The organism is Mesorhizobium sp. M8A.F.Ca.ET.161.01.1.1 (genome assembly GCF_004792105.1).
In the GTDB taxonomy this organism is placed as follows: domain Bacteria; phylum Pseudomonadota; class Alphaproteobacteria; order Rhizobiales; family Rhizobiaceae; genus Mesorhizobium.
Genome location: NZ_SRTD01000002.1, coordinates 123,177 through 137,674, shown reverse-complemented (window position 1 = coordinate 137,674; position 14,498 = coordinate 123,177). Strand labels below are relative to the sequence as shown.

Sequence of the window (14,498 nt, the reverse complement as noted above, 5' to 3'; positions counted from 1 at the left end):
TTTCGTCGGCAATCAATGCGACAGGGCGCCCGCCGTGCGCTCGTCCCGCTCGCTCCGCCTGGAAAATTCACGCCGGTACTGCGCCGGTGAGGTCCGGAGCCGCGCCGAAAAGTGCTGGCGCAGCGAGGTGGCGCTGCCGAAGCCGGCCTCGAAGGCGACGATGTCCATCGATTTCTCCGTCGCTTCCAGCAAGCGCTGCGCCAGTTCGACCCGCTGGCTGGTCAGCCAGTCGCCAAAACTGGTGCCGATCGATTTCTGGAAGCGCCGGGTGAAGGTGCGCCGCGTCAGGCCGGCGGCTTCGGCGACGCTGTCGAGGCTGTGCGTTTCGCCAAGCGTCGCGCGAACCGCGTCCAGCGCCCCGGTGAAGCGGTCGGCCTTGGCGCTTTTTGCCACGGGGCGTTCGATGAACTGCGCCTGTCCACCCTGCCGGTGCGGCGAAAGCACGACGTGCCGCGCGAGCCGCAGTGCCGCCTCCGCGCCATAGCGGGCACGCACGATGTGCAGGCAGCAGTCGAGCCCGGCGGCGACGCCGGCGGAGGTGACGATGTCGCCGTCATCGACATAGAGCACGTCGGCATCGACCGAAATGTCTGGGTGGAGAGCCCGCAACTGCTCCGTATAGGCCCAATGGGTGGTGGCTTTTCGGCCCGAAAGCAGGCCGGCGGCGGCGATGGCAAAGGTGCCGAGACACAGGCCCACGATCAGCGCGCCGCGCCGGTGGGCGCGGCCGAGCGCGTCCTCGAGCGGTTTGGCCAGGGGCGCCTCGAGATCCTTCCAGCTCGGGATGATGACCATATCGGCGTCCTCGATCGCGGCAAGCCCGTGCGGGACCATGATGCTCAGCCCGGCATCGGTCCGGATCAGCCCTTCCTCGATCCCGCAGACACGGAAGTCGAAGCGCGGCAGGCCAAGGCCGGTGCGGTCCGCGCCAAACACCAGGCAAGGCACGGAGAGATGGAACGGGCTGATGCCGTCGAAGGCGAGGACGGCGATGATGGGAGCGGTCATGAGGCGATTTTCCAGTGTGAATGCGGATTGTCCCAATTCTTTCGAATGATGTCAATCGGGCCACTTTTGACTGCCCGCCAACCATCCTATTTTCGGTCCGTCGCATTCAAGCCGGAAGGAAAACACCATGTCTGACCTAGCCAACACCGCGCCGCGCCGGGCGCTCGTCGTCATCGACGTCCAGAACGACTATGACGGCGGCAACCTGGCCATCCAGCATCCGCCGTTCCGCGACAGCGTCGTCAACGTGACACGCGCCATGGATGCCGCCGCCGCTGCCGGCATCAAGGTGGTGGTCGTCAAGCAGATGGCGCCCGAGACGTCGCCGATCTTCGCCAAGGGCAGCCATGGCGGCGAACTGCATCCCGAGATCGCCAAGCGTCGTCGCGACCACTATGTCGAGAAGAATTTGCCGAGCGCCTTTACCGGCACCGATCTCGAGGCCTGGCTGCGCGCCAACGCCGTCGATACGATCGCGGTCATCGGTTACATGACGCACAATTGCGACCTGTCGACCATCATCCACGCCGTGCATATGGGCTTCGCGGTCGAGTTCCTGTCCGACGCAACCGGTTCGGTGCCCTACGCCAACAGCGCCGGCTATGCCTCGGCCGAGGAAATCCATCGCGTGGTGAGCATCATCCTGCAATCCCGTTTCGCTGCCGTGCTCAAGACCGCCGAATGGATCGACTGCCTGAAGACCGGCACGCTGCCGGAACGCGACACCATCTACGTGTCCAACCAGCGGGCACTGGCGCGCAGCGCCGCGTAGCACGATCCGCAAACAAAAAGGGCGCCGCGGCGATGCGGCGCCCTTTTCAATTGTCGGGACAAAGGATCAGAACAGGCCTTCGATCTGGCCGGCCTCGTTGAGGAAGATCTTCTCCGACGACGGCTTGCTTGGCAGGCCAGGCATGGTCATGACCTCGCCGCAGATGATGACGACGAAGCCCGCGCCGGCCGAAAGCCTGACCTCGCGCACCGGCACGGTGTGGCCGGTCGGCGCGCCGCGCAGGTTTGGATCCGTCGAGAAGGAGTACTGGGTTTTGGCCATGCACACCGGCAGATTGCCGTAGCCGGCCTGCTCCCAGGCGTGCAACTGGTCGCGCACCGACTTGTCGGCGATCGCCTCCGAGCCGCGATAGATTCGCTGCACGATGGTGTTGATCTTCTCGAACAACGGCATGGCATCGGGATAGAGCGGCGCGAACTGCGAGGCGCCGGATTCGGCCAGCGCCACCACCTTGTTGGCGAGGTCCTCGATGCCGGCAGAGCCCTTGGCCCAGTGCTTGCACAGGATAGCCTCTTCGCCCATCGAGGCGACATAGTCCTTCATCGCCTGAATCTCGGCGTCGGTGTCGGAATAGAAGTGGTTGATGGCAACCACCGCCGGCACGCCGAACTGGCGGATGTTCTCGATGTGGCGGCCGAGATTGGCGCAGCCCTTCTTCACCGCCTCGATGTTTTCCTTGCCGAGGTCTTCCTTCTTGACGCCGCCATTCATCTTCATGGCGCGCACGGTGGCGACGATGACGGCTGCCGCCGGCTTCAGGCCCGCCTTGCGGCACTTGATGTCGAAGAATTTCTCGGCGCCAAGATCGGCGCCGAAGCCGGCTTCGGTGACGACGTAGTCGGCGAGCTTCAGCGCCGTGGTGGTGGCGACGACCGAGTTGCAGCCATGCGCGATATTGGCGAACGGGCCGCCATGGACGAAAGCCGGGTTGTTCTCCAGCGTCTGTACCAGGTTCGGCTGCATGGCGTCCTTGAGCAGCACGGCCATGGCGCCGTCGGCCTTGAGGTCGCGGGCGAAAACCGGCGTCTTGTCGCGGCGATAGGCGACGATGATGTCGCCGAGGCGCTTTTCCAGATCCTTCAGGTCGGTAGCGAGGCACAGGATCGCCATGACTTCGGAGGCGACGGTGATGTCGAAGCCGGCTTCGCGCGGGAAACCGTTGGCGACGCCGCCGAGCGAGGCGATGATCTCGCGCAGCGCGCGGTCGTTCATGTCCATGACGCGGCGCCACACCACGCGGCGGGTGTCGATGCCGAGTTCATTGCCCCAGTAGATGTGGTTGTCGATCAGCGCCGACAGAAGGTTGTGCGCCGTGGTGATGGCGTGGAAGTCGCCGGTGAAGTGGAGGTTCATGTCCTCCATCGGGACCACCTGCGCGTAGCCGCCGCCGGCGGCACCGCCCTTGACGCCGAAATTCGGGCCGAGCGAGGCTTCGCGAATGCAGACGATCGCCTTCTTGCCGATGCGGTTCAGGCCGTCGCCGAGGCCCACGGTGGTGGTGGTCTTGCCTTCGCCGGCAGGCGTCGGGTTGATGGCGGTGACGAGGATCAGCTTGCCGTCCTTGTTGCCCTTTACCGACTTGATGAATTCGGCTGAGATCTTGGCCTTGTCGTGGCCGTAGGGCAGCAGATGCTCGGTCGGGATGCCGATCTTCTGGCCGATCTCCTGGATCTGCTTTTTCTTGGCGCCACGCGCGATCTCGATGTCGGACTTCACTTCGGCCATGACGGCTTTCCTCTGGATTGGACGGTGGAGGGGACGGGGTTGATGTCTCTTGCAAGAAGGCTGGAACCGGACGCGCGGGCATCTAACCCTGTCGCTGCGGTTGCGTCAACTTTCATGCAACTATGTTTCCTATAGAGAAAATTCCTCTGCGGCGGGCCGAGCTATCCCCGGTTCTTTATGGCTCCGCTTGCCGCGCCGTATAGAAGCCAGAGCAGGGACGCTTCCGCCGTCTCAAAACAGCCGCACAATGCACGGAATGCGACAGACGCGACGGCGCAAATTCGCCATCTCTGATGCATGTCGTTCTCCCAAAACCGGGATCACTTTTGGGCGACATGCATTGGGCCGTCGCTGCCCGCCAATGCCGTTACTGCGTCAGTACGTTGCTGATTTCGACCATGTTGGAGCGCACCCGCAGGATGTAGAAGCCCATCGTCGTCAGATGCGTCGGCAGCAGCCAGCCGTCCTCGCGACCGTTGGCGATGATGAAGGGCTGGATACGCAGGGCCGACACGAACTGCGCGTCCATCGTATCCCAGAGGCTCTGCAGGTGCTTTTCCTTGAGGACGTCCTCGAAATCGGCCTGGGCGCCCTTCATAAGGCCGTAATAGGCATAGAGCTGGCCATAGGCGAACCAGTAGCGGTCGTCGGCGCGGGTGTCGAACCAGCCATTGTTGTGGTTCTCGGCGCGCTCCTTGAGGATGGCGGAAGTCGAACCGATGTCACTGGCGATGCGGTCGATATACTGCTTCAGATTGTCGGCGCGGGCATCGAAAGTGGCCTGACAGGTGGCGAGCCGGGCATTGAACGAACGCAGCTTGCGCACCGCGTCGCGATAGTAGCTCGGTGTCGGCGTCTTCGGCCCGAACGGGCTCACGCCGAAATACCAGGTGTATTCGTCGAACTGCAGATTGCCGCGCGCGTCCTGCAGGTCGGCGTCGATCTGCGAGGTGGTGCGGACGCGGCCGAGATTGTCGGCAAGCTCGGTCGCCGTGCGCCGCACCGCCTGGTTGATGCCGCGCTGGAAAGAGGCCTTGTTGTCCATCCACGGGGTGTTGTCCCAGTCGATGCCGAACAGGCCGAGCTTGTAGAGGATCATCGACGAAATCCAGGCATTCTGGTTGACGTTGAAGTCCGTCAGGTCCGCCGCTACTTGGGCGATGCCGGAGTTGCCGCAAGTCTTGGCCGTGTCCGTGCCGGTCCCGGCGGCCACCTGCTCACCGGCCGAAACATTGCGCTTCTCGAACGTATAGGTGTCCGGGTAGTTCGGGTTGAAATTGTTCCACCACTGGGTGGCGTAGAAGAAGTTGGCGTAGAGGCCGATCAGCACCAAAAGGGCCAGGCCGACTATCGCCTTCAGGATCCAGCCGCGCTGACCGTACCAGCGCCCGGCCCACATGAACGGCCACAGGATCACGCCGATCAAAAGGCCGATGCCGCGGCCGATCCACTGGAAAATCCCGGTGAAGAAGTTCACGATCGGATCGAGCATGGCGATGTCACCCCCCAACATGATGCCAAAAAGTTGCAGACTTTTTGGATAACATCATGCACCAAAACAACAAGTTAGAACGGAATGACGGTTCATTTCGTTCTAGTCGGTCAGGCCGTAGAGGCGTGTGCGAAACGCCACCTTGTCCTTCAAATATGTGGTTTTCAGAACGTCCACAACATGCGATCGCCAGGCGTCGCTGAAGCCGTCATAGTCCTTGTAGAAGCCGTCCTTGTTGAAGATGTAGCGCGAGACGAAGTCCGACGGCACGAAATCCGAGATCAGCCGGTTGGTCAGCCAGGCGTCGGGGTGGTCCGGTTTGGCGCGGACCACCAGGAAGCGCTGCTCGGGGAAGACATCCTCGATCTTGAGGTGGCCGAGCTGCGCGATCTCGCGCTTGGCGGCGTTGAGAAAGGGAAAATTGCCGTCCTTGGTGATCAGGTCGGCGTGGCTCTGGATCCAGGTCTGCAGCCAGACCTTGTCGACATCGGTCAAATTGCGGTCCGGCTCGGCGTCGCGGATCAGCGCGCGCACCACCATTTCGGCGCGATGCTCAAGGTAGCCCGAGGCCTCGATCCAGGAGGCGCGCGGCAGTTCGATACGGCCGGTGGCTGCCAGGAATTTGAACACCTTGTCGGCATCCTTGATCGAGAGATAGCTCACCTGCCAGGGCCGCGAGCGGCGGAAGCCAGGAGCGGCCGGATCGCTGATCACCGTCGTCATGTCGGGATCGACGAACACGTAGAGCCCGCCGAAATGGCTGGTCCAGTAGGCGTTGTGGCGGAAGATCACCTGGTCCGGCACCAGCGCGTTCTCGCGGATGTCGCCGCAGACCTTGGCGAGTTCGACCATGCGGGTCAGCATGGCATTGTCGCGCCAGGCGTCGGGCTCCTGCTTCAGCCGGTCGACGAGCTTGCCGAGTTCCGCGGCCTTGCCCAGCACGTCTTCCGCCGACAGCACCTTGAACTCGACCTGGTTGATCGACAGCAGATCCTCGATGTCGTTGACCTTGGGAACGGAATCCTCGATCTCGCCGTAGATGACGTCCTTGATGGTCAGCGCGTCGATGGCGCGCTGGTTCCTGGACATGAACTCGAACATCAGCTGCGAGGTGTTGGAGAAGGCGGTGTGCACCACCGGCAGGTCGATCTGCGACGGCGTCAGGATGATGAAGCGGCGGTTGACCTCATTGGGGTCGAGATAGTCGTAGTCGCCACACTCCTCGGCCACTTCGGGAGAAAAGCCGGTGCGGTCGATCTGGAAGCTCTTCAGCTTGGTGGGCTTGAGGCCGAAAGCGGCCAGCGCCTTGTTGTAGCGCTGGATGAGATGGGCTTCGTCGACGGGGAGCAGACGCCCGTAGATGAGTTCGTTGTCGCGAAGGAGGTCGGTTTTTTTGGCGTGGGGCATTATGCCTTCTCCCCGCTTACGGGGAGAAGGTGCCCGAAGGGCGGATGAGGGGCGCGGGCTTCCCTTCTCCCCTTGTGGGAGAAGGTGGATCGGCGCGCAGCGCCGAGACGGATGAGGGGTGCGCGAAGGAACACCGTCCTTGCCAAGCTGGAGCACCCCTCATCCGTCGCCTGCGGCGACACCTTCTCCCACAAGGGGAGAAGGGAAGGCTGGCTCACCTTACGCATTCCACAGACCCTTCTTCTTCATCTCCTCCATCTCACGCGCGGCGCGTTCGCGCAGCCTTGCGTCACGCAGCAGCTTTTCCACCGCGGCATCGTCGGATTTGTCGGAATACCGGAACTCGCTGTCGGCGTAGCGGTTGATCTCCTGCATGACCATGTCCATCGAGAACGGACCGCGCAGGTCCTCGATCATCGCTTTCTTGTCGTCGTAGCTCTTGTGCATGAAGGCTTCCGGCTTCTCGAACCAGTCGTCGGGAAGCTCGATGTCCATGGCGCGCATCTTGATGGCGTCGGTGACGTTCTTGATGGCGCGGCCGGTGAAGCGCGGTTCGGCATCCTTGATCAGATGCAGGTAGGTGCCGATGTCGGCCATGGTCCTGGGCGCGCCGTTTTCCTTCATGTAGCGCTCATAGACCCGCATCAGCCCTTCCTCCTGCGGCTTTTCATGCTCCTCATAGGCCTCGGTCACGGCGCGCTGGATTTCCTGCGCCGCGTATAGCTCGTGCTTGCCCAGAGGGATCTCGTGGTTCTTGCCGGCGAGTAGCACGAAGATGTCGATATAGTCGTCCCGCGTCTGCGGCCCGTCGACCAGCCAGCGGGCGCCGGCGCGCTGGCGCAGCGCGTCGTCGACGTTTTCCGGGTAGTTGGAGAACATGCCGAACGAGCAATTGCCGCGCACCACGGTGGCGGCACCGGCGAAGGCATCCATCAGCACGCCGGTGATCTCCTGCTGGCCGGCCGAGGCGCGGTCGTCGGAGCGTCTGGCGGCCACCTGGTCGATGTCGTCGATGGTGCCGAAGCCGATGACGCGCGGGTTCAAGACATTGTTGATGAACTGGCGGCAGTTCTGGCCCGACTTGCCCTGGTAGGACGAAATCTGGTCGACGCCGAAATTCTCATAGGCGAAGGGATAGCCGGCAACCTGGCAATAGCCGTTGACGAGGCCGGCGATCATCTGGATCAGCGTCGTCTTGCCGGTGCCGGGCGCGCCGTCGCCGATGAAGGTGAACAGGAAGCCGCCGAGTTCCACGAAAGGGTTCAGCTCGCGCTCGAAATCATAGGCCATCAGCATCTTGGCGAGCTTGACCGACTGGTATTTGGCGATGTGGTTGCCGACGACCTCTTCCGGCGTCTTGAAGGTCATCACCAGCGGCTTCGAGCGTTTGCCCGGCGCGACATCGAAGCCGTCGAGGGTGAAGTCGTCGGCGTCGATGCGGATATGGGCGTTCTCGAACGGGCCGATGCCGTCGAAGCGGCCCTTGCGCGCCAAAAGCCCGTCGATGGCGACGCGGGCAAAGGCACGCGCCCTGGTCATCAGGTCGGTGTCGTCGGACGAGCCCGCTATTGCCTTGTCGAGGCCTGCCAGGATCGACTTCACCGCATCCTGCGGCGTGTCGAACAGGAAGTCGGGTTCCGGAATGTCGTTTGGCGCCTCGCCGTCGCTGTCGATCAGCTGGAACAGATAGGACGACAGGCTGAAGGCCGAAATATAGGCCGAAGCCGACAGCAGTTTCTTGAAGGCGGACGCCTCGTCGCCTTCGAGCGGGGCGCGGGTGTTCCTGGCCTGCAGGCTCTCGAGATCGGAGCCTTCGGCGAACACGTCCGATACGGCAAGCGCGATCGCCGTGCCGCGCCGGGCGCGAAAGAGCAGCGTGTGCTGCGGGATGGTCAGCAACTGGTCGTCGGGATGGACGGCGCCGACGGTCTTCGACAGCTCGACCTCGCGCGTGCGGCGCACCGAGCCGACCGAAACGGTGGAGACGAAGCGCCGGTTGGTGCCGGCGAGTGCGGTGCCGGATTCGCGCGAGGGATCCTCCAGCACCACGATGCGGGTGATGAAGCTCTGCGCGGTGGCGCGGTGCTTTTCGATCGCCGCTTCCGGAATGGTGGTCAGGCCGGTGTCCATGGTCAGCTCCTTATCGGGATTACTTTCCCGGCTTCCGCAGAACGATCCTGCGCCTGACGCGCTGCGTCCAGATAGATGTCCAAAGTCTGATCCAGCCTTTCGAAAAGCAGCTTGTCGAAAGCAATGTGCCCACCGCCGCTCTGGTCGATCTCAAGCGCTGCAATGTAATCGGGGCGATCTTCCGGGCGGATCGCTACCGGCGGGTATCCACCGCGTGCCAACACCAGATTCATCAAAAGGCGCGCTGTACGTCCGTTGCCGTCGTTGAACGGGTGAATGGCGACAAAGCGCCGATGAGCCTCGAAGGCAGTTCGTGGTGTGCTTGGCGCTGCGCTCAACCACCGGCAAAAAACCTCCATCAGCGCTGGAATCTCCACGGGGGCGGGAAAATTGAATACGCCGACATTCGTATTCACGTAACGAGCGCTGTCGGCGTATTGGCCGGCTATCTCCGGCTTGGAATTCGCCACGACCAGATGATGAAGATTGCGGATGTCCGCCTCCATGATCGGATGGTCGTCCTTTGAAGCGATTTCGAGTACCCAACTCAATGCGCGCGCGTGGTCGATTGCCTCGAGGTGATCCTTGAGCGGCTTGCCACTGATCGTGATGCCTTTTTCCAGAACGAGGGCTGTCTCGCCCGCCGTCAGTGTATTTCCCTCGATCGCGTTCGACGTGTACGTTATGTCGATACGCTGGCTGTGTTCCAAGCCTTCCAGGGCGCCGGGCCGAACTCTCCTCTTGAGCGCATCGAGCTGCCGCTTCTTGCCGGATATTTTAGCTGCGGCGGTCATTGCTGGCGCCTCGGTGCTGTGTGGTTTTCAATGACGCAAAGCAGGTTCCTAAACATCCGATATCACCTGTCCATTCGACAGGATGTGAACCTTGTAGCCGGCAAAAATCTTCTGCGCTTCGCCGGCGGCGTAGAGCGCCTGGTAGGCCTCGTGCGGGATCAGCGCGTGGTTTTCGTAGCTCGATACGCCTTGGCGCGCGGCCTCCAGGTCGTCGGTGTTGATGAAGAATTCCTGCGTCGTCTTCTCGCTGGAGAATAGGCCCCTGCGGCCGGGCTTCTCGCCCTTGGAGTAGACCTCCTGGATGGTCCAGGTCAAAAGCCAGGCGTTTTCCGGCTTGCGCACCTTGGCCAGCACTTCCGTCACCGTCGAATTGTTGTCGGTAATGCCCGCCGAATAGAAGGGACCGAGCACCACGCGCCTCAGCTGCTTGGGGTGCAGTGGCTCGAAATCCTTGTCGAGGTTGACCGCGATGGTCGCCGGCGACAGCGTATAGGCCGAATTCTTCTCGGTGAAATCGTCGAAGCGGTGGGCAAGCTCGGGGTTGAGCAAGCCGTCGACCGGCAGCGGAATGTCGACCTTGTCGTTGAGCTTGCCGCTCCGGTCGACAAGCTGGCTGACCATGCTTTCCGAGGAATCCTCCACCGTCACCATGTAGATCAAGGGCAAGTTGGCGCTGCCGTCGAAGGTCGCCCAGTGGACCAGATAATAAGGCCGCGCCGTCTTCGGATTGACCGACACCTTGGCTGTCTGCGCCAGCGTGAACGGACCGAAGGTCTGTTCGCTCTTGACGTCCTCGAGATAGAGCCGCTCGGCCATCGATTTCTGCAGCGCCTCGGGGAACGCCTTGTGGCGCAGGATGAAGTCGGCCATCTCCTCGCGCAGTTCGCCGGCCAGCGGGATGTTGGCAAGGCGTGCATCAGCCTGCCGGCGGTCGTTCTCCAGTTCGAGCAGGTTCTGGAACACCGGGAAACCGCTTTCGGCGCGCGAAATGCGGAACGTGTCCATGAAGCCCAGCCGATTGCGCCAGCAGGAGAAGGACTTGTCGAGCCGGGCGATGTATTCGGCAACGATCCTGGCGACGATGCCGTGCCGGTAGAGCGGCGAGCGGTCGTCGCGCATGAACACGTCAAGGCCGCTGAGCGCGGCCGTGATTGCCGAGAAATACCGCGCCGCAGCGTCGTTTTCGGGGGTCATGCTGTCAGCCCTGGGATTGTCGCACCGGTGCGCGCGGCAATTATGACTGCACGTAGTTGGCCGAATTGTGCTTCTTCAGCACCTCGTCGAAGCGGCGGGCGAAGGCATCGTCGGCCAGCTTCTTGCGGCGCTGGATGTCGGCGCTGGCCACCATGTTCTTCTCGTGCATCTCCAGCAGGTCACCAATGTGCTTCTGCGAGGCGGCGCCGATGCCGGCCATGGTTTCCTCGGCGGTGTTGTCGACCCGGCTGCCCAGCGTGTTGATCTTGTGGGCGACGTCCTGCTGGGCGGCGGTCTTCAAGGAATCTTCCAAAGCCTTGTACAGCACGATGCGCTGCTCGGTATCGATGGTCAGCTTGTTGATCAGCGTCGACTGCGCGGCGATCTGGTTGTTGAGCGAATCGACAAAGGTCTGGAACATGGAGGTGTAGCGCTCCAGCGTCTGGCTTTCGGCCAGCAGCTCCTGCTCCTTGGCCTGCTTTTCATTGTATTCGGTGGCGAGCTTGGAGCGCTCGCCCTCGAGCTGCGTGCGGTCCTTCTGGCTGGTCGAGGCGGCGATCTTGTTCTCAATGTCGAGCAACATCGGATTGAGCTCCTCGATGCGCTTCTGCACGGCTTCGAGGTTGGTCATGGTGGTCTTGCGGCGTTCGATAACCTGCGACAGGCTGGCCTCGGAGGTCTTGTAGCGCTGGTCGAGAACTTCCTTCTGCGCCTTCAATATGCCGACGATGGTGTCGGACTTGGCCAGCAGTTCCTGCAAATTGCCGGCGAGCGACATGTTGCGCACGCGGTCGGTGCGCATGCGCTGCTTGCGCTGCGCCGAAAAAACGCCGACGAAGTTTTCCCAGCCGGTATAGTTCTTCATGCTCTCGAACTCGGCGCCGAAGACATTGGTGGCGTCCTCGAGCCCGATGATCAGGTCGGCGATGTTGCCTTCCATCACCTTCTGCTGCTTCAGCACATCCTCGATGCGGGCGTTCTCGATGTCGAAATTGGCGTCGCCAATCTTCTTGTCGGCGGTTGCGAGCGTGTCGAGCACGGTGCCGGATTGCTCGATCTTGGTGCGCATATCCTGGACGACCTGCTTGGTCTTGGCAATTTCGGCATCGAAATTCTGCAATGTCGCCATAGGGGCCTCCCGCTTCGGCTTCCGCTCGCTGGTTGCGAACAGCGGCGAATATATGTGGGGTATCAGGGGATTGAAAGACGTGAAGAGAGTGCGCGGCGCGAAAACAAATATTCGGCCGAACCCTTGAATGGTAATGGAGCCGTGGTCATGGCGGGATCAACTGGCCGGCCAAGCCTGGTTCAGCTGATTTTGAACTTTCATGCCGGCAAAGCAATCAGTCGACGCCGAAGCGGATCGTTCTGAACCTCGACAACAACTGGCGCTTTGCAGCCCCGACCCGGCGCGCACAAGTCGCCCCGTCCGACAACGAACGGCTGCTCAGGGCTTGGGATCGGCTTTCAGATAAGCGATGACGTTGGCGATGTCGTCGTCATTGCCCAGGCCGCCAAAGGCCATCCTGTTGCCGGGCACCTTCAGCTTGGGCGATTTGAGGTATTCGGCAAGATTTGCCTCGTCCCACACGAGACCAGCAGCCCCCGCGTTCTTCATGGCATCCGAATAATGGCCGAGGAAGCTTTCGGCGGTCCCCGCCTTGCGGCCGACGACGCCCATCAGATGCGGGCCGACCTTGTCGTGGTCGGTCGCCGCCTCATGACAGGCCATGCACCGATTGAAGACATGTTTGCCCAGGATGGGATCGCCTCCGGCCCGGGCGGCAAGGGAAGTGGCAAGCAAAAGAAGGCTGGCGGACAAGACGGCTCGAAGCATGGCTGACCCCGGAGAGTTCTGGCTGAGCGCGTGAAAATACGGCGCTGACCTTAACAAAGGCACCATAGAATGGCGTGGCTGCAAGAGGTGGCAGCCGGCTACCCGAGGCCGACGTCCAGCGGGCCTTCGTTTCAACCGCTGACAAAGCCGATGAAGTCGTCGGGTGCGGCGCGGCCCATTTCCTCTTCCCAGTGGCGGCGGCAGAGCGAGACATAGACATCCTTGCCGATCGCCACCTGTTCGCCCTGCCGGGCCACCTTGCCGTCGGGACCGAGGCGCACGACCATGGTCGCCTTGCGGCCGCAGCGGCAGATGGTGCGCACTTCGCGCAGATCGTCGGCGATCGCCAGCAGCGCGCGCGAGCCGGGAAACAGCTTGCCCTGGAAATCGGTGCGCAGGCCATAGCACATGACCGGGATGTTGAGCCGGTCGGCGATGCGGGCAAGCTGCCAGACCTGCTCCTCCTCCAGGAACTGCGCCTCATCGACGAAGATGCAATGCACCGCCGTGTGCTGGTGATGCTCGGCCACGCGGGCGAACAGGTCGTCGCCGTCGCGGAACATCTCGGCTTCCGTCTCCAGCCCGATGCGCGACGAGATCAGGCCGGTATCGCCCTTGCGGTAATGGCCGGCGACGAACAGCATCGTCGTCATGCCGCGCTCGCGGTAATTGTACGATGCCTGCAACAGCATGGTCGTCTTGCCGGCGTTCATCGTCGCGTAATGGAAATACAGCTTGGCCATGCCGCCCTTTAAGGTCTGTTCATATTCAGGTGAGGCCGGCCTGCAAAAGGCGGTTCCTCCGCTTCCGGTGCTCGCGTACTCAAAGTACGCTCCACTCCGGTTCTCGGAGCCCACCATTTTCGGCGCGGCCTGACCTGAATCCAAACAGACCTTAAGCCGACTTGCCGCCGCGCGGGGAGGGGCCGCCGCCGCATTCCCCTGAAAAAGCCGCCGTTGCCGAGGCAGATTGCGCTCAGGCTTGGCACGGAAAGCGTCAGCGGTGTCGCTGATTGGCCAGCCAGCGCCGTTGATCGTGATTGTCTTAGCGCTTGAAACCACTCCAGAATGGTGTTTGGCTGACGAAACAAGGCGGACACAAAAACCGTAACTTCGCCCCGCCAAAGAATCGCAATGGGAGAATACAGATGTCGCGTATGAATTCCTTCGTCGCCGGCCTCGGCTTGGCGGCCTTCCTGTCCACGAGTGCCGCCTTCGCCGGCGATCCGGCGAGCTGCAAGGCGGTTCGCCTCTCCGATGTCGGCTGGACCGACATCCAGGCCACCACCGGGCTGGCCTCGGTACTGCTCACCGCGCTCGGCTACGAGCCGCAGGTGATCCAGCTCTCGGTTCCGGTGACCTATGCGTCGCTGAAGAACAAGGACCTCGACGTCTTCCTCGGCAACTGGATGCCGTCGATGACCAACGACATCAAGGACTACACGGCCGACGGTTCGGTCGAGACCGTCAGCCAGAACCTGGCCGGCGCCGGTTACGGCATAGTCGTGCCGACCTATGTCGCGGATGCCGGTGTCAAGACGCTGACCGATCTCGGCAAGTTCAAGGACAAGTTCAACGGCAAGATCTACGGCATCGAGGCCGGCAATGACGGTAATCGCATCATCCTCGACATGATCAAGAACCCGAAGGACAATCTCGACGGGTTCGAACTGGTCGAATCCTCGGAGGCCGGCATGCTGACGCAGGCCGAGCAGTCGATGAAGAACAATGAGTGGATCGCCTTCCTCGGCTGGACGCCGCATCCGGTGATGGGCGCCATGAAGATCACCTATCTCGACGGCATGGGCGACAGCGGTTTCGGCGCCGCCACCGTCTCGACCAACGTGCGCAAGGGCTACACGACCGAGTGCCCGAACGTCGGCAAGTTCATCACCAACCTGAAGTTCAATCTGGATATGGAAGGCCAGATGATGGACGCCATCCTGAAGGGCAGCGATGCCAACAAGGTGGCAACCGACTGGCTGAAGAAAAACCCGGATGCGATCAAGCCCTGGATCGCCGGCGTGACCACCTTCGACGGCGGCGACGCGGCGGCGGCGGTCAAGACCGCGCTCGGGAGCTGAGCCGACTTTGATTTCGGCATGACCTCAAAAACAGG

The 14,498-nt window shown here is 62.2% G+C and carries 12 protein-coding genes; 2 read left to right on the top strand and 10 right to left on the bottom strand.

The window, feature by feature from the left end; translation table 11 throughout:
- Positions 1–12: 12 nt before the first annotated feature.
- Positions 13–1,008 carry a helix-turn-helix domain-containing protein gene (locus EN804_RS05575; protein WP_135918826.1) on the bottom strand — a complete coding sequence of 332 codons (996 nt, stop codon included), beginning with the start codon at positions 1,006–1,008 and terminating at the stop codon, positions 13–15.
- Positions 1,009–1,135: 127 nt separating this feature from the next.
- Between EN804_RS05575 and EN804_RS05570 the strand changes: the two genes are divergently transcribed.
- The gene (locus EN804_RS05570; protein WP_127280886.1) at positions 1,136–1,780 is read left to right on the top strand and encodes a cysteine hydrolase family protein; all 645 of its coding nucleotides are present in this window, start codon (positions 1,136–1,138) and stop codon (positions 1,778–1,780) included.
- Positions 1,781–1,846: 66 nt separating this feature from the next.
- Here the strand turns inward: EN804_RS05570 and EN804_RS05565 are convergent, their stop codons facing one another.
- The 9 genes from EN804_RS05565 to EN804_RS05525 all read right to left on the bottom strand — a co-directional run bounded on the left by EN804_RS05565 (position 1,847) and on the right by EN804_RS05525 (position 13,123).
- Positions 1,847–3,526, bottom strand: a complete 1,680-nt coding sequence (locus EN804_RS05565) for a formate--tetrahydrofolate ligase (RefSeq protein ID WP_127869788.1) — start codon at positions 3,524–3,526, stop codon at positions 1,847–1,849.
- 367 nt (positions 3,527–3,893) lie between these two features.
- Positions 3,894–5,018: a DUF2333 family protein gene (locus tag EN804_RS05560; protein ID WP_127279963.1), complete on the bottom strand. Its 1,125-nt coding sequence runs from the start codon at positions 5,016–5,018 to the stop codon at positions 3,894–3,896.
- 102 nt (positions 5,019–5,120) lie between these two features.
- Positions 5,121–6,425, bottom strand: coding sequence for a DUF6638 family protein (locus tag EN804_RS05555; RefSeq protein ID WP_135865434.1), 1,305 nt, complete (start codon positions 6,423–6,425; stop codon positions 5,121–5,123).
- Positions 6,426–6,644: 219 nt separating this feature from the next.
- Positions 6,645–8,555, bottom strand: a complete 1,911-nt coding sequence (locus EN804_RS05550) for an ATP-binding protein (RefSeq protein WP_127869786.1) — start codon at positions 8,553–8,555, stop codon at positions 6,645–6,647.
- A gap of 2 nt (positions 8,556–8,557) precedes the next feature.
- Complete coding sequence (locus EN804_RS05545) at positions 8,558–9,349, bottom strand: Fic family protein (RefSeq protein WP_127281006.1); 792 nt, start codon at positions 9,347–9,349, stop codon at positions 8,558–8,560.
- Positions 9,350–9,397: 48 nt separating this feature from the next.
- Complete coding sequence (locus EN804_RS05540) at positions 9,398–10,543, bottom strand: hypothetical protein (protein ID WP_135918825.1); 1,146 nt, start codon at positions 10,541–10,543, stop codon at positions 9,398–9,400.
- A gap of 40 nt (positions 10,544–10,583) precedes the next feature.
- Complete coding sequence (locus EN804_RS05535; RefSeq protein WP_135918824.1) at positions 10,584–11,672, bottom strand: hypothetical protein; 1,089 nt, start codon at positions 11,670–11,672, stop codon at positions 10,584–10,586.
- 318 nt (positions 11,673–11,990) lie between these two features.
- Complete coding sequence (locus EN804_RS05530) at positions 11,991–12,380, bottom strand: cytochrome c family protein (RefSeq protein ID WP_127869783.1); 390 nt, start codon at positions 12,378–12,380, stop codon at positions 11,991–11,993.
- Between the two features lie 131 nt (positions 12,381–12,511).
- Entirely contained in the window at positions 12,512–13,123 is a 612-nt protein-coding gene (locus EN804_RS05525) for a thymidine kinase (RefSeq protein WP_127278094.1), read from the bottom strand.
- Between the two features lie 404 nt (positions 13,124–13,527).
- Here EN804_RS05525 and EN804_RS05520 point away from each other — a divergent pair, with 404 nt between their 5' ends.
- The gene (locus tag EN804_RS05520) at positions 13,528–14,463 is read left to right on the top strand and encodes a choline ABC transporter substrate-binding protein (protein ID WP_127278093.1); all 936 of its coding nucleotides are present in this window, start codon (positions 13,528–13,530) and stop codon (positions 14,461–14,463) included.
- Positions 14,464–14,498 lie beyond the last annotated feature (35 nt).

Excerpts from the sequence above, each read along its gene's own strand:
- EN804_RS05575 (WP_135918826.1), bottom strand. The coding sequence starts at position 1,008 with ATGACCGCTCCCATCATCGCCGTCCTCGCCTTCGACGGCATCAGCCCG.
- EN804_RS05555 (WP_135865434.1), bottom strand. The coding sequence starts at position 6,425 with ATGCCCCACGCCAAAAAAACCGACCTCCTTCGCGACAACGAACTCATC.
- EN804_RS05570 (WP_127280886.1), top strand. The coding sequence starts at position 1,136 with ATGTCTGACCTAGCCAACACCGCGCCGCGCCGGGCGCTCGTCGTCATC.
- EN804_RS05525 (WP_127278094.1), bottom strand. The coding sequence starts at position 13,123 with ATGGCCAAGCTGTATTTCCATTACGCGACGATGAACGCCGGCAAGACG.
- EN804_RS05520 (WP_127278093.1), top strand. The coding sequence starts at position 13,528 with ATGTCGCGTATGAATTCCTTCGTCGCCGGCCTCGGCTTGGCGGCCTTC.
- EN804_RS05565 (WP_127869788.1), bottom strand. The coding sequence starts at position 3,526 with ATGGCCGAAGTGAAGTCCGACATCGAGATCGCGCGTGGCGCCAAGAAA.
- EN804_RS05540 (WP_135918825.1), bottom strand. The coding sequence starts at position 10,543 with ATGACCCCCGAAAACGACGCTGCGGCGCGGTATTTCTCGGCAATCACG.
- EN804_RS05550 (WP_127869786.1), bottom strand. The coding sequence starts at position 8,555 with ATGGACACCGGCCTGACCACCATTCCGGAAGCGGCGATCGAAAAGCAC.
- EN804_RS05545 (WP_127281006.1), bottom strand. The coding sequence starts at position 9,349 with ATGACCGCCGCAGCTAAAATATCCGGCAAGAAGCGGCAGCTCGATGCG.
- EN804_RS05530 (WP_127869783.1), bottom strand. The coding sequence starts at position 12,380 with ATGCTTCGAGCCGTCTTGTCCGCCAGCCTTCTTTTGCTTGCCACTTCC.
- EN804_RS05535 (WP_135918824.1), bottom strand. The coding sequence starts at position 11,672 with ATGGCGACATTGCAGAATTTCGATGCCGAAATTGCCAAGACCAAGCAG.
- EN804_RS05560 (WP_127279963.1), bottom strand. The coding sequence starts at position 5,018 with ATGCTCGATCCGATCGTGAACTTCTTCACCGGGATTTTCCAGTGGATC.